This is a genomic window from Dermabacter sp., from assembly GCF_032550575.1.
Lineage (GTDB): Bacteria > Actinomycetota > Actinomycetes > Actinomycetales > Dermabacteraceae > Dermabacter > Dermabacter hominis.
In genome coordinates this window covers 519250-540829 of record NZ_JAWFZC010000001.1, presented here as the reverse complement: position 1 = coordinate 540829, position 21580 = coordinate 519250, and the positions used below count along the sequence as shown (strand labels likewise).

The window sequence follows — 21580 nt, the reverse complement described above, 5'->3', positions numbered from 1 at the left end:
ACTCCTGTGTGGTGTGAGAGTGCGGGAAGAGTCTACTGAGGGGCGATCTCGAACTTCTTCGAGGCTGCTCGGGCCTCGTCGCTCGTGGGGCCGGGCTCCTTCACGAAGAGAACTTCGCGGTAGTACTTGAGCTCCTGAATCGACTCGCGAATGTCGGCGAGCGCGCGGTGGCCGCCGTGTTTCTCCGGCGTATTGAAGAACACGCGCGGGAACCAGCGCTTGGCGAGTTCCTTGAGGCTTGAGACGTCGATCGTGCGGTAGCTCATGAACTGGGCAAACTCCGGGAGGTCGCGGTCGATGAAAGCACGGTCGGTGCCCACCGAATTGCCCGCGAGAGGCGCCTTGCCGGGCTCGGGGCAATGCTCCTTGACATAGGCGAGGCACGCCTCCTCGGCTTCGACGAGGGTGATGCCACCGTCGAGCTCCTCGAGCAGACCCGAAGTCGTGTGCATGTTCCGCACGAAATCATCCATCGACTCGAGCGCGCCTGCCGGGGGTTTGATGACGACATCCACCCCTTCGCCGAGGATTTCGAGGTCCCCGTCGGTCACGAGAACGGCGACTTCGATAAGAGCATCGTTTGTCTTATCGAGGCCCGTCATCTCGCAATCCACCCAGATGATGCGGTCGTTACCTGGTTTCGTCGTTGTAGAACTCACGCCTCTATCGTAAACCCGAGTTCACACTGAACACCCAATGGGACTCGATAGGGTTTCACCTGTGCGTATGTGCTTTGCGCATGCCCCGCACGTCAGCGTCGAAGAAAGGTGGCCACCATGGCTGAATACACTCTTCCCGATCTCGGATACGACTACGCCGCTCTCGAGCCCTCGATCTCGGGCCGCATCATGGAGCTGCATCACGATAAGCACCACCAGACGTACGTCAACGGCGCGAACCAGGCGCTCGAACAGCTCGCGGAAGCTCGCGACAAGAACGACTTCGGCACGATCAACCAGCTTCAGAAGAACCTCGCGTTCAACCTCGCCGGCCACGTGAACCACACGATCTTCTGGGAGAACCTTTCGCCCGAAGGCGGCGACAAGCCCGAGGGTGAGCTCGCTCAGGCAGTCGAAGAGTTCTTCGGTTCGTTTGATGGCCTGCGCGCCCAGTTCACCGCTGCCGCGCTCGGCATTCAGGGCTCCGGATGGGCGATCCTCGCATGGGATTCGCTCGGCGAGAAGCTCATCATCGAGCAGTTCTACGACCACCAGGGCAACCTTGCAGCGGCAACCGTGCCGCTGCTCCTCCTCGACATGTGGGAGCACGCTTTCTACCTCGACTACCAGAACGTCAAGGCTGACTACGTGAAGGCATTCTGGAACATCGTCGACTGGGCCGATGTCGCTGAGCGCTTCTCGCGCGCGACCTCCCAGACGAAGGGCCTCATCACCCCGGTGGCCTGAGCATCTCAATTGTGTGGGTGGGGCGTCGCGACGGCGGCGCCCCACCTTTGTGCTTTCGCGCGCTATGCCCCATCGGCAGCAGGCACCAACACGCCACAATCATTCTTCCGCCGCCACTCTTCTCGCGTTGGTGGTGCGGTAGGGATCGGAAGGTCGCTGTTGTTACGGTGGAGTCATGACCGAAATCGAATCTCAAGACCCGCCCACCTTCGAAAGCGAGCACACGAAACCGGCAGGGAAGCCGGGCCTTTTTAACGGCTCCACGCGCCACGGGCTGCTGGGGGATCTTTCCCTTCGGCATCCGTGGGACATCCCGCTGTTTGCCGTGGGAGTTCTCATCACGTGCCTTCTCTTCGTCGCGTGGGTCGGTGCCGTCGTGTTCATCATTTACATGGCGGCGACGGGAAAGTGGTCGAGCATCCAGCCCGCCTTCGAGGGGGAGTCGGCAGACGGCGGGCTCTCGAACCCCTACAGCCCCATCTCCATCGGGATCCAGCTGTTCGTTGCCTTCATGTTGATCCCATGGGTGCTATGGATCGCCCGCGCGCTCATGTACGCGCAGCTTCGAGCCTCCGGCGTGCGCATGAGCCCCACGCAGTTCCCCGAGGGATACCGGATGGTCGCCGAAGCTGCCGAACAGTTCGGAATGCGCCGCGTACCCGACGCCTATGTGCTCTCCGGTAACGGCATGATCAACGCCTTTGCCGCCGGCCACGGTTATAGGCGCTTCGTGTGTGTCTATTCCGACCTCTTCGAAGTGGGCGGCAAAGTCCGCGACCCCGAGGCCCTTCGCTTTGTGATCGCGCACGAGGTTGGCCACCACGCTGCCGGCCACACCTCGTATTTCCGCCTGCTGTTTTCGAATTTCATGATGCGCATTCCGATCCTCGGCAAGGCCCTGTCTCGTGCCCAGGAGTACACGGCCGACAATTACGGCTACGCCCACGTGCCCGCGGGGGCACCCGGAACGATGGCCCTTCTCTCGGGAGGAAAGTACCTCAACGCGCACGTCAACGTGCATGAGCTCGCCGATCGCGCCGCAACCGAAAAAGGCCTGTGGATCCACCTCGTCAACCTCTCGGTGACCCACCCGGTCATCACGTGGCGCGCCCACGCTCTACGAGATCGCTCCAAGCCCGGGCGGATGTGGCTGCGTCCCAAGAATCGAATCTTCGAGCCCTACCTTCCCGCCGGCTCCACCTTCAGCGGCAAGTACCCGACCCCCGAGGAGGCGCTCGCACTCCTTGACCGGGCCCGGGCAGAGGGGCATGTGATCGGGGAGGAACAGTTTGGTCGCTTCCCCTTCGGTCAGTCCTACCCCGAGCCGCAGCAGATGCGTCCGCTACAGGTGCGGCAACCGTCGGCCGAAGCGGCTAACCCTCTCGTATCCCGCAAGCCGGGAGCCCACTGATCCGCACGGATCACAAAGCGAAAGCGCCAGTGGAGAACACTGGCGCTTTTTCGCGCCCCCAGCAGGACTCGAACCTGCAACCTACGGATTAGAAGGCCGTTGCTCTATCCATTGAGCTATGGAGGCATGCCGCGCGGGCGGATCCAGTGTACCGGGAGCGCACGGTGGAGCCGAATGCGCGGCGGCTCGCGCTCCACAATGCAGTGCCCTCCACGTACATGTATGAGGCTCTTTTCGAGGACGCGAGCGAGCGGCATGCTCGTGGGTGAGCGCCGCACCAGGCGGCGACCGATCCCAGGGGGAACTTCAATGAACGCAATCGTCACAACCATCCAGGGCAACGCGACCGCGGATGCCACAATCTTCAAGTTTGATGGTGGCGGCTGCCGCACGTCCGTTACCGTCGCCGTCAATGATCGGTACTACGACGTGCAGGCGAAGGAATGGAAGGAACGCAAGCCGGAATACGTGCGCGTGCAGGTGCGACGCGAATCGCTTGCGAACAACGTTGTGCTATCGGTGAAGCGTGGCCAGCCACTCCTGTGCACGGGCCGCCTCGTGACACAGACGTGGGAGGACCGTGACGGCAACACTCGCACGGAGCTTCTCATGCACGCCGATCACGTCGCGATCGACCTCACCTACGGAACCGCGCAGTACGCGAAAAGTGCGCCGTCGTGGGTGGATGAGAACACCGGTGAGGTTCGCACCACTTCACCCGATGCCGAAGATGAGGCTGCAGAGGCCGGGGAGAATGAAACGGTGCATGCTCGACTGGAGAGCCATGCAGGCGTTGAGGGGGAACTCAGTGAGAGCGATCTCGAGGCGCTCACCGAGGTGGAGGAACCCAGCTACGCCTGAACGTGGAGTGGAGCGTCGGCTTCCGCACGTGCGCTTATGCGGGGGTGCGGGGTCCGACGCTTGCTCGTTTCGCGCGTTTACTCGGTTTGCGCTGCGGCGCGAGCATTCGGTGAGTCAATGCCGAGGCTCGCGCAGAGTGCCGCGACGAGTTCGGGGATCAGGTCGCGGCCAACGCGGAGATCCTCGCCTTCACGTGCGACCGCGCTGAACGTTTCGCCCGTGTTCAAGGCGCCCGCGGCGACGAACACGGGTGCGGGACCTGCGCCGGGCGCGCCATCGATCGCGCCGCGGATGCGGGCTTGAATGTAGCCGCCCGCGCAGCCTTCGGGCCAGAGCGCGTGTTCGAGCTCGTCGGCGACATCGCCATGCTGTGTGCCGGTCTCGATGCTCGTGAGATGGTGGGGGTCGCCGCTGGCGAGGTCGAGCGTCTCTTGCGGGAGAAGGCGAGAAAGCTCGGGGCGTTCCTCGAGAAGGGCTTCGGTGCTGAAGAGGGCGAAGCGCGCGATGTGTTCGGGTCCCGGGGAATCCTGTTCGCGCGTGTGGCGAACGAGCTCGAGTACCGCGGCCGCGAGGGCCCCTTCGGTTTCGCTCAAGTTGAGGTCTCGCGTTTCTGAATGCACAGCGCTTGCTCCTTACTGGGACAATAGTGGCACTTGCCTCTAGGCGGGGTGAGTACTCCTCCCACGATAGTTCCCCACGATGTGAGCCGAGGTCGCCGTTGAGTTTTACGAATCCCTTTGCCGGTGCTGCCCAGCCAGGTCCAAGGCCCGCGGGCTCGGCGAGTAAGAAGAACGCGAAGAAAGTTTCGCCGCTCACGATCACACTCGTCGTGATCGTTGCGCTGATCGTGGCGTTTGCATGGTTCGCCGAGGTTGCGACGAGCTACATGTGGTTCGACCAGCTCGGCTTCAACGACTTCCTCGTGAAGAAGTGGGTGACGGAGGGGATCTTGTTCCTCGTGGGGCTCGTGGCTGTTGCCGCCCCGATTTTCGTATGCCTGTGGGTGAGCCACAAGTACAGGCCGCAGATCGTGCCCGTCACCCGTGAAGACATCGCGATCGCGGGGTTCCGCGACGCGGTCGAGCCGCTTCGCAAGATCATCACTATCGCTGCCCCGGTAATTCTCGGGATTTTTGGTGGACTGACCCTGACTCGGCAGTGGCAAGAGATCCTGCTCATGCTCAACCAGGAGCCGTTTGGGAAAACCGATCCGATCTTCCATAAAGACATCGCGTTTTATGTGTTCACCCTTCCCGTGGTCGAGACGGCGCTCGGGCTCGTCAATTTCGTGATTCTCGCGAGCGCGTTCGCCGCCGTTCTCGGGCACTTCATCTACGGCGGCATCGAGTGGGATCAGAAAAAGGGCCTCAAACTTACTCGCGCAGCGCGCACGCACGTGGGCATCATCGCGATGGCGTACATGCTTGTGCTTGCGGCCCAGCACTGGTTCGAACGGTATGCGGCCCTCACTGCCTCGCACGAGAAGTTTGATGGCGCCGCCTACACCGACGTTCACGCGCTGATCCCGGGGAAAACGATTCTCGCGATTTCGGCGATTATCGTCGCACTCCTTCTGCTCGCGTGGATCCTCAAGGGCAACTGGAAACTTCCCGCTGCCGCGGCGGGCCTCATCGTGCTTTCGACAGTCGCGGTGGGCATGGTCTACCCCTACCTCATTCAGACGTTCAAGGTGGAGCCGAACGAGCGCAATCTCGAAAAGCCGTTCATCGAAGAGAACATGGCTGCCACGCGCGCGGCGTATGGGCTCGAAGACGTCAACGAGATTTCCTATCGCGCAAAGTCGACGGCAACGTCGGGTCAGCTGCGCGAGGATGCCGCGACGACGGCGCAGATCCGCCTTCTCGACCCCGCGGTGGTGTCGCCAACATTCGGCCAGCGCGAGGCGAACCGACGCTACTGGGGGTTCGAAGAGACACTGAGCGTGGACCGCTACGACATCGACGGGCAAAAACAAGACACCGTGATCGGCGTGCGCGAGCTACGGCCCGACAAGCTCGAGCTCTCCTCGCAGTCGTGGGTGAATCAGCACGTCGTGTACACCCACGGATTCGGCGTTGCTGCGGCCTACGGTAACCAGCGGCGCCCCGATGGCGAGCCCGCCTTCTATCAGTCCGGTGTTCCCGGCTCGGGCAAGCTCGGCGACTTCCAAGAGCGCGTGTACTTCGGGCGTCATTCGCCGAGCTATTCGATCGTCGGTGCCCCCGAAGGCGCCGATCCCCAGGAGTTCGACTACCAGTCCGGAACAGATGGCGATGATCAGGGCAGCCAGGTTTCGAACACCTATACCGGTAACGGTGGCCCGAGTGTCGGCAACTTCTTTAACCGAATGCTGTTTGCCATTAAGTTCCGCGAGTTCAACATCTTGATTTCGAGCTACGTGAACGAAAAGTCGCAGATCCTCTACGATCGCGACCCGCAGCAGCGCGTGAAAACGGTTGCGCCGTTCCTGTCGCTCGACACCGAGATGTACCCGGCAGTCGTGGACGGCAAGCTCAAGTGGGTCATCGATGCCTACACCACGAGCGATCGCTACCCGTACGCACAGGCCACTAATTTCGACGCTGTCGTGACCGACTCGAAGGTTAACGGCGCCGATACGGCCGGTCTTCGTGAGCGGCGCGTGAACTACATGCGTAATTCGGTGAAGGCCACCGTCGACGCCTTCGATGGCAGCGTGACCCTGTATGCCTGGGATACGGAAGATCCCATCCTCAAGGCGTGGGAGAAGTCCTTCCCGGAGTCCGTCAAGCCCTCGAGCGACATCTCCGGTGAACTCATGAGCCACCTTCGCTACCCGGCAGATTACTTCAAGGTGCAGCGCTCGATTCTCGGTAAGTACCACATCGACAAAGCCGAGGATTTTTACGTGGGCCAGGACTTCTGGCAGACCACCCCGGACCCCACCCAGGCGCGCGATAGCGAGAGTGGCTCGGCGCCGCTTCAAGCCCCGCACTACCTCACGATGCAGATGCCCGACGAGAGCGCGCCACAGTTCACGCTCTCCTCGAGCTATATCCCCGAATCCGGCCAGGATGTTCTCACGGGCCTGCTCGCTGTCAATTCCGAGACGGGGACGAAGGCGGGCAATCCCGCGAAGGACTACGGCAAGCTCACGCTCCTCGTGCTCCCGAGCTCGAATCCGGTGAGTGCCCCGCGCCAGGTGCAGAATACGTTCAACTCCAACCCGCAGGTCTCGAATGAGCTGAACCTTTTGCGGCAAGGCAACTCGAAGGTCATCAACGGCAACCTGCTTACGCTTCCCGTTGGCGGCGGTCTCCTGTATGTCCAGCCGGTGTACGTCATGAGCTCGAGTGCAGGTGGTGGCACCTCGTATCCGCTGCTGCGCAAGGTGCTCGTGAGTTTCGGTGACAAGGTGGGCTACGCTGACACGCTCGACGAGGCGCTCGATGCCGTCTTTGGCGGCGATTCGGGCGCGAGTGCAGGCGACGCCGAGGTCCCCACGACGGGCGAGGCTAAAGCCGTCGAAGACGCGGTCTCGGATCCGGCTAAGGGCGGCAACGACGGAAAACCGTCGCCATCGCCAAGCCCCGAGCCGAGCCCCAGCCCGAGCGATGCCCCGGCACCACCGGCGCCGGCTGAAGGTTCGGGCGACCCGAAGGCAGATCTTGACGCTGCGCTCAAGGATCTTGATGCCGCTTGGAAAGACGCCGAGTCTGCGCGTGCTCAGGGTGATTGGGCGAAGTACGGCGAGGCACAGAAGCGTCTGAAGGATGCCATTGAGCGCGCCGATGCGGCAAACGCCCAGCTCTCTAATGGCGGGAATTAGAGAGGAAACGGGAGTGTAAACGGGGCGTGAACGTGAACTACGGAACGTTTACGCGCTCAAAACTAGACTCCGCGGTGGAGGCCTACTAAGTTAGAGATCACCGACGCGGGGTGGAGCAGTTCGGTAGCTCGCCGGGCTCATAACCCGGAGGTCGTAGGTTCAAATCCTGCCCCCGCTACCAGTAGAGGCCCTCGCCAGCATTGACTGGCGAGGGCCTCTTTTTTGCCGATTTCTTTATGGAGGATGGACCGGCACCACCACGCGCCGAGCGACGGCTCGACCTCGAAGTTTCCAATGTTCGGGAGGGCTGGCGGACTCCGGGATCAATCCGGGCTCGCGATGCGCGTGGGCGTGATGGTTCGTGAATCGCAGGGGAGTACACTCGTGGGCGGCGAGGCGCGCGCGGACAATGTTATTTAGCTGTGCAGGTTCGTGCGAGTACTCGCTTTCCAACACTTTCGACGAAGGAAGAATTGTGTCGCCGCTTCTTGAAACCCGTCCTATTCGCCGCCGCACCGCTCTCGCCGGACTTTCAGCTGGTGCCGTCGCCGGCCTCGCTGCCTGCTCGAATGCAGGGGATGGAAAGAACGGCGATAAGGCCTCCGGTAAGGGTGGCGCGCAGTCACCGAGCACGAGTCCCGAACCGTCGACCGAGTGGACGAGCGCAGATGCTTCGCTCCTCGAAACGGTTGACGTTACGCTCAACCCCGAAGCCGAAGGCAAGACCGTCACGACCCCGCGATTTCCGAAGGCACGCAATCTGACCCAGGCGACCGAGGTCGTGCGAAACCGTCTGCTGCGCGAGGCGCACTGGGGCGACATCGAGAAGGTCGAGATCAAGGCTACGATTCTCGCCGCCGCTCAGGACGTCGTGGGCGTCGCGGTTGTGGGGAGCCTCGGCGACGAGGCGGATGTGCCCTGCTCGATCTGGTACGACGCACGAAAGAAGCAGTCGTTTGCCCCAGCCGCGCTTATCGAGGCCGCGAAGTGGGGCGAGTTTGCGAAAGCCGTCCACGATGCCGCAGGCAAGGCCAAGGTTGATGCCTCGGCCGTCGATAAAGCTCTCATTGACAAGAGTGCCCCGTACGGCAATGGTCCGGCGATGGCGTTCAATCCCGAGGGCAAACTCGTGCTCGCGTTCCGTACGGGAGCGGCCGGTGCGGCCCCGGCACGGCTCGTCGTCGACGCGGAACCGTTCCTTTCTGATCTTGGAAAGCTCGCGAAGGACGCGAGCGCAAAGCCCGCGAAATTCACGGGTGAGCCGAGCGAAGAACTCGAACACTTCACGCCTAAGCGCCATGTTGCAAAGCCGATCGATTCGCCGAACCGACCGTCGGACGGTTCCGAAGCGGCAAGCCCCGCGGCATCGGATGGAGGGCAGTCCGACGGCGCCGAAGGCGAAGGCGCCTCGACTGAGGTACCGTCGCCCACTCCCGGTGGGGCTGTGCGCCCGACCACCGCGATCGGCTACGACGTGTTCCTCGAGCACTGCGTCGCTCTGACCTACGATGACGGCCCCGGCGCCCGTACTCCCGAGCTCCTTGACGTCTACAAGAAGGCGAAAGCGGCAACGACGTTCTTCGAAATGGGCAACAGCATCAAAGAACACCGCAAGACGACTCTCATGCTCGCGGCAGCGGGCTTTGAACTGGGCAACCACTCCGTGACCCACCCCGACCTCAAGCGCAAGTCGCGCGAGCGCGTGGAGAAGGAAGTCAACGAGAACTCTGATCTTCTCGCCGAGACCACGGGGTTCGAGCCGCTTCTGTTCCGCCCGCCGTATGGCAGCCACAACGAAACCGTGGATGAGATTGTTGCCTCTCGCGGCATGGCGATCGTCCAGTGGGACGTCGACACTCTCGACTGGAAAACGAAGGACACGGCAAAAACGATCGCGGCAGCCGTCGAGGGTGCAAACGCCTACGCCGAGCCGATCGCTCTCATGCACGATATTCACGATTCAACCGTGGACGCGGCAGAGCAGATCCTCAGCCAGCTCAACGACGCCGGCTACATTGCCGTGACGGTCAGCGAGCTGACCCTGAACACGGGAGGCCTCGAGGCCGGACACGCCTACTGCTCCGGCACCGGCAAGAAGCAGAACGGGTTCAACTGTAAGGGCTGACCCTACGAGCCTTTGCGTGAGCGCCCGAGTGGCTGGTCAAGCACGTCGACTGAGAGGAACGCGCGGCGGAACTCTCGCTTGTTGAGTGTGACCCAGGCACCCGGGCGCCACGGATTACGCAGCACGATCTCGCCGGTATTAGGCTTCGCACCCACAACCGCCATGACGTGCATCGGCGGAATAGCTCCCGACTGTCGCTCGCGCGAGAGCGCGGGGGAGAACATGTGGGTGGAGGCGACGATGGGCCGCTTCTTGGCGAGAAGATCCTCGACCTCGCCGGGGGAGGGAAGCGTGAGACGCGTCGAGGCGCGCACGCCGCTAAGCGCCGGAAAGCCCCATTTCGCAAAGCCCCGCGCAATCCAGGCGTATGATCCCGCGAACTCCGCTGCGCACGCCTTCTCGAGAATTCCGGGCCAGCCGGGGCCGCCCCCTTCTTCTGTCGCGTAGGCGAAGTGGCCACCTTCGGTGGCAGGAAAGCGCATATTCACGCTGCGCCACGCCGGGGCGCCTTCTACGAACACACGCGCGAGCGTTTTGGGTGACCCGGGCTGAACCTTGATGGCGTTCGCAAAAAACTCGGGATCGAGCGCGTGGATTGCGAGCATTGGCGCCATGAGCCAGCAATCGCCCAGGGAACCCTGGCGCGGCCGCCGCGAGAAATTCAGGACGCCGCTCCAAGCCTCGTAGTGATCAGCGTGCGGCCCCAGCGGCGGCTCCCCACTCTCGCGGGCATGTGGCGGGAAGAGTGCGGTCAGCGTGTGGCGAATCAAGCGTCGGACCCCTTTCGCAGTTAATAAAACCCGGGCACGAGCGCAAAACGCACGTGCCCGGGCCCTTCAGGCGATCATCCCGCCTAGCGGAGAAATCAGTGCTTCTCGGCCTTCACGAGCTTCTGGCCCGTGCGCTCGAGAACGCCAGCGAACCATTCCTGGTCCACGTCGAAAGCCTTGTGACCGGCGATGCGCTCGAACTCGATCGCGCGAAGCTGGTCGCCCTTTTCTTCGTCGTGGCCGATCACGCCGGTGCCGCCTTCAAGGGCGACCTGCACGGCGAGGTCGGTCATCGACTTGATGAGGCGCAGGTCATCAGCGTTAGCTTTCGCAGAGCGAGCGAAGTAACCGGACTTTTGCACCATGACCTTCTCGGCACCGAGGCGCTCAGCGAACTGCTTCGCGAACCACTGGCCGGGGTTGATCTTGTCGAGCTTCACGTGGCCGAACGGATCGCGCTCGACCTCCTCGCCCTTGGCTTCGAGCTCGGCGATGATCTCGGGGATGCCGGCGCCCTCCGAGAGGAAGATATTGACGCAACCGACCTCGTCCATAACCTTCTTGAGACGCTCCGCCTCACCCTCGATATCGAGAGCAAGCTCGGGCAGGAATACGGCGTGGACATCCCACCGACGCTCATCGTGGCCGATCGACGGCAGCCACTGCTGCTTCGAATGCCAATCCTGGTAGTAGCGTGCGGCCTCCGCAGTGAGGTAGCCGCATGCGCGGCCCATGGTCTCGTGGATGATGAGCATGCGCGGGTTCGAACCGTTCTCCGCAATGATGTTCTGCGCGAAGAGGGAGGTCTGTTCAGCGGCCGTGCGGGCACCGAGCGACTGGCGGATGGGGACGATGTCGTTGTCGATCGTCTTCGGCAGACCCACGACCTGGAGCGGGTAGTTGTTGTCGGCGAGGTACTTCGCGAGGTCGGCGGCGGTTGTGTTCGTGTCATCGCCACCGATCGTGTGGAGCACGTCAACGCCGTCAGCCTTGAGCTTGTTCGCAGCGACCTCGAGAGCATTCTCGCCCTCCTTGATGAGGCCGCGCTCGACGAGGTTCTTCGCGTTTGTGAGCTTCACGCGCGAGTTGCCAATGGGCGAGCCGCCGTAGTTGTGCAGGAGGTGCGCGTTCTTGCGGGCCTCATCGTCGATCACGATCTTCTCGCCGGAGAGCAGGCCCCAGTAGCCGTGCTTGTAGGCGATGATCTCGATCTCGGGGTTCAGCTCGTTATAGCGCTCGATCAGGCCGCCGACGGCGGACGAGAGGCACGGGGCGTAACCGCCCGCGGTCAGGAGAGCAACGCGCTTGACGCTCATGAGGGTCCTTCCCAGGTGGTGTGGTGCGCGGCGATAACGCCGCACGTGTGCGCCACTATTCTACAGTTTTCTCCTTCGCGTCTGCCGAGGCAGAAGCCTAGCGAGAGGACTGCAGAGCCTCGAGGATCGCGCCGTGAAGTGGCCCGTTACTTGCGATTGCACTCGCCCCGTAGGGGCCGTCTGTGCCGTCGAGATCGGTGAATCGCCCGCCTGCTTCGCCAATGATCGGTACGAGAGCCGCCATGTCGTGGAGCTTGAGGGAGGGTTCGATCGCGGCGTCAATTCCCCCCTCGGCAAGGAGCATGTAGCTCCAAAAATCGCCAAACCCGCGGGTGCGTTCGACTCTCTGAAGGAGGTTCACGAACTCGCGGAGTTTCCCGGCGCGGGCCCAGCCCTCGAGGCTCCCGTAGGACAGCACGGCTTGCTCAAGATGCTCGGTGGAGGAGACATGAAGGCGTTGGGCGGCAGACAGGCGCGGGCCCGTGAAGGCCCCGGCTCCGACGGCTGCCCACCACCGCCGATTCAAAGCGGGCGCTGACACGACGCCCACGACGACCTCGCCGTCTTCCTCGAGGGCGATGAGCGTCGCCCACACGGGAACGCCGCGCGCGAAGTTCGCGGTGCCGTCGATGGGGTCGATGATCCACTTTCGGTTGCTCTCGCCGTGCGAGCCGAACTCTTCGCCGATGACCTGGTCGCGGCTGCGGGTACGAGAAAGCTGAGCGCGAATGAGTTCTTCCGCCGCTCGATCGGCATCGGTCACGATCGAGTCGTCGTCCTTGCGCTCGCGCGTGAGGTCTTCAGACTTGAAACGCGACATCGTGAGCTGGTCGACGGAGTCGGCGAGAACGTGGGCGAGGCGGATATCGTCCTGGTGTGCCGAGGCCATACGTGGTTTCTCCTTCGCTCTGGTGGGCAGCTACAGGGCCCAGGGGTCATTGGTGCGCAGCGTCGAGTTGAGGCGCCTGAAGCTTGCGAGTCGGGCGGGGCCGGCGCTTCCCGCGCGCCCGTCGGCGACGAGTGCATCGAGGGCGCAGCCCTCGTCGGCACTGATGTGGGTGCAGCCGCGCGGGCACTCCTCCATGAGGGGAGCGAGGTCCTCGAATGCGGATTCGAGTTCTTCGGGGCTCACGTGGCCAAGGCCGAACGAGCGTACCCCGGGCGTGTCGATCACCCAGCCGTCGCTGCCCGGAAGGCGCAACGCGAGGGCGGAACTCGAGGTGTGGCGCCCGCGGCCCGTGACGGCGTTGACATGGCCCGTTGCGCGGTCGGTGCCCGGCACTAGCGCGTTGATGAGCGTCGATTTGCCGACCCCCGAGTGGCCCACGAGTACGCTCAGGTGCCCGCTGAGGCGTTCGCGTAGCGCGTCGATACCGGCGATGCTGCCGTCGGCATTCATGTGAGTGGTGAGGTGCTCAATGCCGAGCGGCGCGTACCTTTCGAGGAATGTCGCGGGGTCAGCAAGGTCGGCTTTCGTGAGGCACAGCAGCGGAGTGATGCCCGCGACATAGGCAGCGACGAGGCAGCGGTCGATCATGCCTCCGCGCGGTTCGGGGTTCGCGAGGGCCGTCACGATCACGAGAGTGTCAGCGTTAGCGACGAGGGGGCGCTCGCTCGCGTCGTCATCGTCGGCGCTTCGACGCAGGAAGCTCGTGCGTTCGCCAACCTCGACGATGCGGGCGATCGTGTCGGTGCGCCCGGAGGTATCGCCCGTGAGACGCACGAGGTCGCCGGGCACGATGGGGGTGCGCCCGAGGGAACGGGCACGCATGGCGGTCACTGCGCGTTCGTTCGCGGTGCCTTCCTCAGCGATGGTGCGCCAGCGGCCACGGTCGACTCCCACGACACGCGCGGTGATGGCATCGGCATAGGTGGGGCGTTCCTTCGTGCGGGGTCGGGAGCCGCGACGATTGGGGCGCGAGCGCACCGAGGATTCATCAAAATCCTCGTAGTTTGTGAGATTTCCTGCGCGCCTCACCACGTGTTCCCCGCGGGGCTTTCCGTGTGCAGCATCGAGGTCCACATCCCCACGAAGTCGGGAAGGGTCTTGTTCGTCGTGTCGACGTTCACGACCCGAATGCCGGGAACGCGCAGCCCGATGATCGCGGCGGCGGTTGCCATGCGGTGGTCTTCGTAGGTTTCGAAAACGGTGCCCGTCATGGGGCCCGGTGTGATCTCGAGGAAGTCCTCGCCCTCGTGAACGCGCGCGCCAAGTTTTGTGAGCTCGACGGCGAGGGCGTGGACGCGGTCCGTCTCGTGGCCGCGCAGGTGTCCGATGCCTGAAAGGCGACTCGGAGTGTCGGCGAGAGCGGCGAGGGCTGCGATGGTGGGGGTGAGCTCGCCGACGGCCGACAGGTCAATATCGATCCCTCGAAGGGGACCCGTGCCCGAAAACTCGACGTCCGGCCCGATGCGCTCGACGCGCGCGCCCATGAGGGGGAGGATCCTTCGGAATTCATCTCCCGGTTGGGTTGTCTGTTCCGGCCAGTTCTCGATCGAGACGGTGCCGCCGGCAACGAGGGCCGCCGCGATGAACGGGCCAGCGTTGGAAAGATCGGGCTCAACGGTAACCGGATCGGGCAGGCGCAGCTCGCCTGGTGTCACGGTCCATTCGTGATGACCATCCGTGACCTCATGGCGAGCGTCGATGCCGCACTCGCGAAGGAGTGCGAGGGTCATCTCGATATGGGGGAGTGAGGGGAGGCGCTCGCCGACATGGCGAATGGTGAGGGGGGAATCGGCGCGGACGGCCGTGAGAAGGAGGGCAGAGACGAACTGGCTCGAGCCGCTCGCATCGATCGTCACCGTGCCGCCGCGAAGGCCGTTGCCGTGCACCGTGAAGGGCAAGAACCCTTCCTGGCCGTGGCATGTCACCTCGACGCCTTGCTGGCGAAGCGCATCGAGAAGCGCTGCCATGGGGCGCACGAGCGCGCCCTCATCGCCCGTGAACGTCACGGGTCGGCCCGAGAGCGCGGCAAGCGGCGGCACGAAACGCATGACCGTTCCCGCAAGGCCGCAGTGAATCTCGAGCGGCGTCTCGTCATCGATGCTCGGTGCGCCGGGCATGAGCGGCTCCACGACGAGTGCGCGATCACTCTTGCGCACATTCCCGCCGAGCGCCTCGAGCGCCTCGATCATGAGGTGTGAATCGCGAGACGCAAGTGCCCCCACGAGCGCGGTGGGTGTGCTCGCAAGAGAGGCGAGCACAAGCCACCGATTCGTGAGGGACTTTGAGCCGGGAATGCTGACGTGAGCGTCGATGGGCCCGTGGGCAACGGGCGCCGTCCACTGAACGTCAGACACGGAAAACCTCGAACTCAGGCAGCGCGCTTGATCTTCTTCGCGAGCGTGCGGTCGAGCTCGTCGAGGCTCTTCGACGACTTCTTCTTGTTCTTCTTAGCGGCCTTTTCGAGCTCGCGCTGCTTTTCGGCAGCGGACTTCTGGGCGCGCTCGATGGCCTTGTCGACGCGGTAGGCGAGCGAGGGCTTACCGTCGGTGTCGACAGCCGCGAGGAGAATGCCACCAAGGAGGCCGAGGTCACCGGCGATCGCACGCAGTTCCTCGGTGCGCTCGGTGCCCTTGAGCTCCCAGACACGCTTGCGGCCTGCGAGGCCGACCGTGGTGGTGAGAAGGAGGGTGGCGGAGGCAAGGCGCGGCTTTTTGTTGAGCGCGAAGGCAGCGCCAGCGACAGCGGCAAGGCCACCGGCGGCGCGAAGAATCGTTTCGGCGTCGGTCGGGAGCGGGCTCTTGGAGACCTGCTCGTCGATGTCGGCGATCGTTACGGGAAGAGCATCGAGAACGCGATCCGGGCGGATGGCGGTCTGCACACCCTCGAAGATGAACGGTGCGGCGAGAAGGGGGCGTGCGATGCGGCGAACGAGGGACATGCTTTCCTCAGCTTCCTTTGTAAAGCCATGCGAATCGGAACACGCCAAGACTACCGCACCGCATGAAACTCCCACCTGAACAGCGTAGAGTCGAAGCGATGAGCGAGAACGAGAAGTTCCCCGGTCCGGGGAGCGATGTGGAGGGTGCTGTGGAGCGCGATGAACAGGCTGCCGCAGCACAGGCGGACACCGAGTCACCCACGACGCTCAGCCCCGAGGAATTTGAGCACGAGGCGCTCAGTCACATCGACGCACTGTATTCGGGTGCGCTTCGCCTCACGCGGCATCAGCACGACGCCGAGGACCTGGTTCAAGATACCTATGTGCGGGCATTTCGCGCTTCCACGAGCTTCAAGGCGGGGACGAACATGCGCGCCTGGCTTTTCCGCATCATGCACAACGCCTTCATCTCGTCGTATCGAAAAGCGCAGCGCCGCCCCAAGGAATCCGGAGGCGAGCAGGTTGAAGATTGGCAGCTTGCCCGCGCAGCCTCTCACGACAGCACGGGGCTTCGCAGCGCTGAAGCCGAAGCACTCGCGCTCCTTCCCGAAGGCGATATTCAAGACGCGCTGAACGACCTCCGTGACGACTACCGCGAAGCGGTCTACCTTGCGGACGTCGAAGGGTTCTCATACAAGGAAATCGCCGAGATCATGGGCACGCCGATCGGCACCGTGATGTCGCGTATCCACCGGGGGCGCGGGCTCCTGCGCGCTTCGCTCGAGCAGTACGCGCGCGAGCGCGGCTATTTGCGCGATTCCGATTCCGCCGCGGGCGAGGAGACGCAAGCGTGAGGGGAATAAAAGGTGCATGTGAGGCGTTCAATGTCCGTGTAAATGCCGCGAGACGCGGCACCGAGTCGGCAGGGCTGAGACCAACGAAAGGGGCTACTCGTGGGTGATCCAGCGCTTGAGCGCCTCATGGATCGGGTCGATCGCGCCCTCACCGGGCGGCTGAGCGACGCCGAAGCGGTTGAACTCGAAAGCCATCTTGGAGAGTGCGCCGCATGTGCGCGAGAAATCGAGCAGGCGCGACTTGTACGCCAGCTTTTGCGCGCGTCATGCGCGGGTCGTGCCTCCGAAGAACTTCGCGAGCGCGTGCGTGGCTCGGCGCGCACCCTCACCTATCGCGAGGTGCGCGTGAGCTATGGGCCCGACGGCACCGTGCGCAGTGAATCGATCGCCGTTACCCGCACGAGTGAGGGTCCCGCGCGCGGCTGACTGCTCCGCCACCATCATCGAAGAAACGCCCGGCTGACATCGTCAGCCGGGCGTTTTACGGATTCGCGTGCCGAGCGCGTTGCTCAGGCGCCGGGGCGCTTACCGTGGTTCGCGTTGTTCTTCCTACGCGACTTGCGCTTGCGTCCGCGCTTGCTCATGGCACTCTCCTTCTCGTTCGATTCGTGAGTCACTGCCCGCACATCAGGTGCGAAGGCAACCCCGGTATTGTCTCACACTTCACGCGCGTGACCGCGGGGGTCATGCCGCGAGGGGATCAACATCACGCGGGGTTGATGCCTACTGCGCCGCGAGGAATTCCGAGAATTCGCCGTGAAGCACGAGCCACGTAATGAGCCCGTATCCGGTTTGCGACGGCAAATCGCGCGGCGAGCGCGCGACATCGGCGAGGAATTGATCGTGGTGGGCAAGCGCGGCCGCTGGGTCCACGTAGGGGATGCGGCGGCGTGCGCACACGTCGTGGAAAGCGTGCGAAAGCTCCAGGATCGCGTCGGTGCGTTCACGGTCCTTCGAGGGGGCAGGGCCTACGACGAAGACGGGGATCCGAAGGTGGCCGAGGCCGTCGAGGACCGTTGCGAGATTGAGGCGCGAGCGCGCGATGCTGATGCCAGCGTCGAGGTCGGCGCAGCCGAGAGCAACCACGACGCGGTGCTGCGTGTCATCGCTTTCGCCCGTGTTGTGAGTGTCGAGCAAGCGAGTGACGTCGGCTTCCCATCGCCGTGCGAGTTCCGCGGTGGTTTCGCCGGGGATCGCGGCGGTGTAGGAGTCCACGAGATCGCCCGAACCATTGTGCTGGGCGAGGGCGCGCGTGAACCATCCCATCGCGCGCTGGTCGCCGGCGCCGGCGAGCATTTCATCGCCAAGCGCGATGACGCGAACGCGCGGCTGTGCTGGGGCGGGGGAAGAAGTCACGTGCGGTCCCTTCGGTTGGCTTCGATGGCGGTTGCGGCGGTGGAGGCCTTGGGGCGGGGTTCCGACGCTTGCCCACGACCCGATGGTGCTCCTACGCGAGTGGGATTTCCCTCTACCTCTCGAGTGTGTCCTGTGAGAAGGCGCGGTCGAGAAGTTCGCGTTGCTCAACAAGGTGCCTCTTCATGGTACCCGCTGCGGGGCTCGCCGAGGCGGGGCGTGCGAGCACGTGCAGCCGCGCGGAAATGTCGCGGGGAAGATTCATCGCGAGGTGGCCCCACGCGCCTTGATTGAGTGGCTCCTCCTGGACCCACGTGAGCGGGACGTCGCCGAATGGAGCGAGGGCGTCGCGCAGCGCGTCGCTCGGGAGCGGGGCGAGCTGCTCGAGGCGCACGATTGCCGTGGTTTCATCGCCGCGCTTCTTTCGCTCCTTGTCGAGTTCCCAGTAGATCTTGCCCGAACACAGCAGCACGCGCGTCACGCTCTCGGCGTTGCGGCCTCGGTCGGGAACCACCGGCATGAACGTTCCGGAGGTGAATTCTTCGACGCTGCTCGCTGCAGCTTTGTTCCTCAGCATCGACTTGGGCGTGAGAACGATGAGGGGGCGCTTTTGTGGGCGTTTTGCCTGTCGGCGAAGCAAGTGGAAGTAGTTCGCCGGCGTTGAGGGGGCGACGACGCGCATGTTCTGTTCGGCGCACAGTTGGAGGAGGCGTTCGGGGCGCGCGGAGCTGTGGTCGGGGCCCTGGCCTTCATACCCGTGGGGGAGCAGGAGCGTCACGCCGGAACGCTGACCCCATTTTTGCTCGCTGCTTGCGATGAACTCGTCGATGATCGTTTGGGCGCCGTTCGCAAAGTCGCCGAACTGCGCCTCCCACAGCACGAGGGAATCGAGCGCTTCGACCGAGTAGCCGTATTCGAATCCGAGGGCCGCGAACTCGCTCAGCGAGGAATCGAACACGCTGAACGTTGCTTGCTGGCGGTCGATGTGCTGCAGCGGGGTCCACGTGTCCTGGGTTTTACCGTCGATGAACACGGCATGGCGCTGGGTAAACGTGCCGCGCCGTGAATCCTGGCCGGCGAGGCGAACCGAGCAACCTTCGACGAGGAGAGAGCCGAATGCGAGGATCTCTCCGAAGCCCCAATCGATGCCGCCTTGGCGGCTCATCGCAATACGCCTGGTCGCGAGCTGCGCGATCTTGGGGTGCGGCGTGAACTCGTCGGGGTAGGCGGCGTGGGCGTCGGCGATCTTCTCGAGGATGTCACGACTCACGCCCGTGTCGAACGCGGGCGCTTCGTGCGGTGGTTCGCTCGCCTGTTGCGAGTCGGGCAGCTCGAGCCCGCGAACGCTCGCCCCCGTCACACGGGCGCCCGCGCGGGAGCCGGCGAAAGCGTTTTCGAGGTGAGAGTGGAAGTTCTCGACGACGCCTTGAAGCTCGTCGTCGGAGAGGTCGCCTCTCTCGAGCAGCGTTGCCGTGAACAGATTGCGTACGCTCGGCTTGTTTTCGATGATTTTGTACATGAGCGGCTGGGTCATCGACGGGTCGTCCCCCTCGTTGTGACCGCGGCGGCGGTAGCACACCATGTCGATCACGATGTCGCGGTGGAAGCGCTGACGGTACGCGAATGCGATTTCAGCAGCCCGCACGACGGCCTCGGGGTCGTCGCCGTTGACGTGGAAAATCGGCAGCTGCGTGCCCTTCGCGATGTCGGTCGAATAGAACGAGCTGCGCGATGAATCCGGCGATGTCGTGAATCCGATTTGGTTGTTGACCACTACGTGAATCGTGCCGCCCGTGCGGTACCCGCGAAGCTCGGAAAGGTTGAGCGTTTCGGTCACGACACCCTGGCCGGCAAACGCCGCGTCGCCGTGCACGAGGATCGGCAGGATGGGGAAGTCGAGCGTGCGGTTCGTGGAGCGGTCTTGTTTTGCGCGCACGATCCCCTCGAGAACGGGGTTGACGGCTTCGAGATGGCTCGGGTTAGCGGCGAGATACACCTTTGTGCTGTGACCATCCCACGACGTGAACGAGCCCTCGGTGCCGAGGTGGTATTTGACGTCGCCCGAACCGAGTTCATCGGCATCCTCCGTGCCTTCGAACTCCTGGAAGATCTGCGCGTGGCTTTTGCCCGCGAGATTTGCGAGGACGTTGAGACGCCCGCGGTGGGACATGCCGATGCACACTTCGTCCATCCCGGCGCGCGCAGCGCCCGACATGATGGAGTCGAGGAGCGGGATCATCGCTTCGCCGCCCTCGAGCGAGAAGCGCCGCTGGCCCACGTACTTCGTTTGAAGGAACTGCTCGAAGGCCTCGGCGGCGTTGAGGCGGTCCATGATGTGCGTGAGCTCTTGTTTCGTGAACGGCTCGCGAGGACACTCAATTTGCGCCTGGAACCAGAGTCGTTCTTCGGGGTCGGTGAGGTGCATGTACTCGACCCCGGTTGTGCGCGAGTAGGCATCGCGAAGCTTCTCGATGATGTCGCGAAGGGTCGCCCTCTCGGTTCCGCCGAAGCCGCGCGTGGGGAATGTGCGGTCGAGGTCCCAGAGCGTGAGGCCGTAGGTGGAGACGTCGAGGTCGGGGTGTTTCCGCTGGCGATATTGGAGAGGGTCGATGTCGGCGACGAGATGCCCGCGCGTACGGTACGCGTGGATGAGATCCATGACGTGCGCGAACTTTTCCTGCTCGGAATCTTTGAGCGGGTTGTCGGGAACCCATTGGATCGGCTCGTACGGTACGCGCATCGAAGTGAAGATGCGCTCGTAGAAACCATCGAGGCCCATGAGCTTGGCCGCCATGACCTTGAGGAACTCGCCGGAGGTTGCGCCCTGAATCACGCGGTGGTCGTAGGTCGAGGTCAGTGTCATGACCTTTGAGATGGCGAGCTGTGAGAGTGTCTCGGGGCTTGCCCCTTGGAACGCCGCCGGGTAGTTCATAGCGCCCACGCCCACGATCACGCCCTGGCCCTTCATGAGGCGCGGCACCGAGTGGACGGTGCCGATGCCGCCGGGGTTCGTGAGCGAGACCGTCGTGTCCTCGAAGTCGGCAATTGTGAGTTGGCCCGCGCGGGCGCGCTTCACGATCCTGTCGTATTCATTGCGGAACTGCCGGAATGAGAGGCGGCCGGCGCCTTTAATGTTGGGCACGACGAGGCCTCGGCGGCCGTCGGCCCTGCGAATATCGATCGCGAGGCCGAAGTTGATGTCTTCGCGCGTGAGAAGCGTGGGCTTGCCGTCCCGCATTTCAAAGCCGTTGTTCATGTCGGGGACTTCGCTGATCGCCTCGACCATCGCGTAGCCGATGAGGTGGGTGAAGCTCACTTTTCCGTCGCGCATGCGGCGCAGATGTCCGTTGATGACCTCGCGGTTGTCGAACATGAGCTTGACGGGAATGTCGCGCACGCTCGTTGCCGTGGGAATCGTGAGCGATTCGTCCATGTTTTTGACGATCGCGGCGGCGGGCCCGCGCATTCGGCTCGGCTCGGGTTCGGTTGGTTCGAACGCGGTGAGGGCGGGGATTTCGGTGGTCGGGTTGCGGGGGCGGTCCGACGCTGACGAGATGCCGCTGTGGCTGTGGGTCACCGTCGACTCTTTTTCACGCGAGCAGCGTTCGGCGGGTTCGGGCTTGGCAGCCGGGCGTGCCTCAGCGGGCTCGTGAGCCTTTGTCGTTGCGGCGGTCTCGGGGTCCGGGTGTGTGCCCGTGCGCGGGTGGGACGTGAAATACGCGGCCCATGTGGGGTCGACGCTTCGGGGGTCCTTCTCGAACTGCGCGCGCAGCTCGTCGACAAGCCATTGATTCGGCCCGAAAGATTCGTCCGATGCTTGTTCGTGGGCCTCATGCACAGACCATCGCC

Annotated in this window: 18 protein-coding genes and 2 tRNA genes; 8 read left to right on the top strand and 12 right to left on the bottom strand. The window is 63.7% G+C overall.

What is annotated here, in order from left to right:
* Nucleotides 1-32: 32 nt before the first annotated feature.
* Entirely contained in the window at nucleotides 33-659 is a 627-nt protein-coding gene (gene orn, locus E6X30_RS02435) for an oligoribonuclease (RefSeq protein WP_232049705.1), read from the bottom strand.
* A 117-nt stretch (nucleotides 660-776) separates the two neighbouring features.
* On the opposite strand from orn, the gene E6X30_RS02430 reads away from it, so the two are divergent.
* Nucleotides 777-1406, top strand: a complete 630-nt coding sequence (locus tag E6X30_RS02430; protein WP_016664922.1) for a superoxide dismutase — start codon at nucleotides 777-779, stop codon at nucleotides 1404-1406.
* A gap of 175 nt (nucleotides 1407-1581) precedes the next feature.
* The gene (locus E6X30_RS02425) at nucleotides 1582-2817 is read left to right on the top strand and encodes a M48 family metallopeptidase (RefSeq protein WP_016664921.1); all 1236 of its coding nucleotides are present in this window, start codon (nucleotides 1582-1584) and stop codon (nucleotides 2815-2817) included.
* A gap of 53 nt (nucleotides 2818-2870) precedes the next feature.
* Here the strand turns inward: E6X30_RS02425 and E6X30_RS02420 are convergent.
* A tRNA-Arg gene (locus E6X30_RS02420) sits at nucleotides 2871-2943 on the bottom strand.
* A gap of 183 nt (nucleotides 2944-3126) precedes the next feature.
* Here E6X30_RS02420 and E6X30_RS02415 point away from each other — a divergent pair.
* A complete protein-coding gene (locus tag E6X30_RS02415) occupies nucleotides 3127-3678 on the top strand; it encodes a single-stranded DNA-binding protein (protein WP_016664849.1) in 552 nt (183 codons plus the stop codon).
* A 77-nt stretch (nucleotides 3679-3755) separates the two neighbouring features.
* Here the strand turns inward: E6X30_RS02415 and E6X30_RS02410 are convergent, their stop codons facing one another.
* Nucleotides 3756-4298 carry a hypothetical protein gene (locus E6X30_RS02410; RefSeq protein ID WP_016664848.1) on the bottom strand — a complete coding sequence of 181 codons (543 nt, stop codon included), beginning with the start codon at nucleotides 4296-4298 and terminating at the stop codon, nucleotides 3756-3758.
* A 98-nt stretch (nucleotides 4299-4396) separates the two neighbouring features.
* On the opposite strand from E6X30_RS02410, the gene E6X30_RS02405 reads away from it, so the two are divergent.
* The 3 genes from E6X30_RS02405 (at nucleotide 4397) to E6X30_RS02395 (ending at nucleotide 9611) form a co-directional block, all read left to right on the top strand.
* A complete protein-coding gene (locus E6X30_RS02405; RefSeq protein ID WP_316335680.1) occupies nucleotides 4397-7486 on the top strand; it encodes a UPF0182 family protein in 3090 nt (1029 codons plus the stop codon).
* A 104-nt stretch (nucleotides 7487-7590) separates the two neighbouring features.
* Nucleotides 7591-7667, top strand: a tRNA-Met gene (locus tag E6X30_RS02400).
* Nucleotides 7668-7961: 294 nt separating this feature from the next.
* Entirely contained in the window at nucleotides 7962-9611 is a 1650-nt protein-coding gene (locus E6X30_RS02395; RefSeq protein WP_316335679.1) for a polysaccharide deacetylase family protein, read from the top strand.
* A gap of 2 nt (nucleotides 9612-9613) precedes the next feature.
* On the opposite strand, the gene E6X30_RS02390 is transcribed toward E6X30_RS02395, so the two are convergent.
* The 6 genes from E6X30_RS02390 to E6X30_RS02365 form a co-directional block, all read right to left on the bottom strand.
* Nucleotides 9614-10381 (bottom strand): C2 family cysteine protease, encoded by a 768-nt coding sequence (locus tag E6X30_RS02390; RefSeq protein WP_316335678.1) that lies wholly within the window; start codon nucleotides 10379-10381, stop codon nucleotides 9614-9616.
* A gap of 95 nt (nucleotides 10382-10476) precedes the next feature.
* Nucleotides 10477-11697 carry a pyrophosphate--fructose-6-phosphate 1-phosphotransferase gene (locus E6X30_RS02385; RefSeq protein WP_316335677.1) on the bottom strand — a complete coding sequence of 407 codons (1221 nt, stop codon included), beginning with the start codon at nucleotides 11695-11697 and terminating at the stop codon, nucleotides 10477-10479.
* A 97-nt stretch (nucleotides 11698-11794) separates the two neighbouring features.
* A complete protein-coding gene (locus tag E6X30_RS02380) occupies nucleotides 11795-12586 on the bottom strand; it encodes an inositol monophosphatase family protein (protein ID WP_316335676.1) in 792 nt (263 codons plus the stop codon).
* Nucleotides 12587-12616: 30 nt separating this feature from the next.
* Complete coding sequence (gene rsgA, locus E6X30_RS02375; protein WP_316335675.1) at nucleotides 12617-13675, bottom strand: ribosome small subunit-dependent GTPase A; 1059 nt, start codon at nucleotides 13673-13675, stop codon at nucleotides 12617-12619.
* Nucleotides 13672-15000 carry a 3-phosphoshikimate 1-carboxyvinyltransferase gene (gene aroA, locus E6X30_RS02370; protein WP_316335674.1) on the bottom strand — a complete coding sequence of 443 codons (1329 nt, stop codon included), beginning with the start codon at nucleotides 14998-15000 and terminating at the stop codon, nucleotides 13672-13674. The genes rsgA and aroA overlap by 4 nt, the downstream gene beginning before the upstream one ends.
* A gap of 14 nt (nucleotides 15001-15014) precedes the next feature.
* Nucleotides 15015-15584 carry a hypothetical protein gene (locus E6X30_RS02365; protein WP_259853251.1) on the bottom strand — a complete coding sequence of 190 codons (570 nt, stop codon included), beginning with the start codon at nucleotides 15582-15584 and terminating at the stop codon, nucleotides 15015-15017.
* Nucleotides 15585-15682: 98 nt separating this feature from the next.
* On the opposite strand from E6X30_RS02365, the gene E6X30_RS02360 reads away from it, so the two are divergent.
* Complete coding sequence (locus tag E6X30_RS02360; protein ID WP_034373684.1) at nucleotides 15683-16378, top strand: sigma-70 family RNA polymerase sigma factor; 696 nt, start codon at nucleotides 15683-15685, stop codon at nucleotides 16376-16378.
* A 99-nt stretch (nucleotides 16379-16477) separates the two neighbouring features.
* Nucleotides 16478-16804, top strand: a complete 327-nt coding sequence (locus E6X30_RS02355) for a hypothetical protein (protein WP_034373682.1) — start codon at nucleotides 16478-16480, stop codon at nucleotides 16802-16804.
* An 83-nt stretch (nucleotides 16805-16887) separates the two neighbouring features.
* Here the strand turns inward: E6X30_RS02355 and E6X30_RS10330 are convergent, their stop codons facing one another.
* The 3 genes from E6X30_RS10330 to E6X30_RS02345 form a co-directional block, all read right to left on the bottom strand.
* On the bottom strand, nucleotides 16888-16962 hold the full coding sequence (locus E6X30_RS10330; protein ID WP_369707162.1) for a 50S ribosomal protein bL37: 75 nt from the start codon (nucleotides 16960-16962) through the stop codon (nucleotides 16888-16890).
* Between the two features lie 139 nt (nucleotides 16963-17101).
* Complete coding sequence (locus E6X30_RS02350) at nucleotides 17102-17734, bottom strand: GDSL-type esterase/lipase family protein (RefSeq protein ID WP_101686255.1); 633 nt, start codon at nucleotides 17732-17734, stop codon at nucleotides 17102-17104.
* 112 nt (nucleotides 17735-17846) lie between these two features.
* Nucleotides 17847-21569: a multifunctional oxoglutarate decarboxylase/oxoglutarate dehydrogenase thiamine pyrophosphate-binding subunit/dihydrolipoyllysine-residue succinyltransferase subunit gene (locus E6X30_RS02345; RefSeq protein ID WP_316335673.1), complete on the bottom strand. Its 3723-nt coding sequence runs from the start codon at nucleotides 21567-21569 to the stop codon at nucleotides 17847-17849.
* Nucleotides 21570-21580 lie beyond the last annotated feature (11 nt).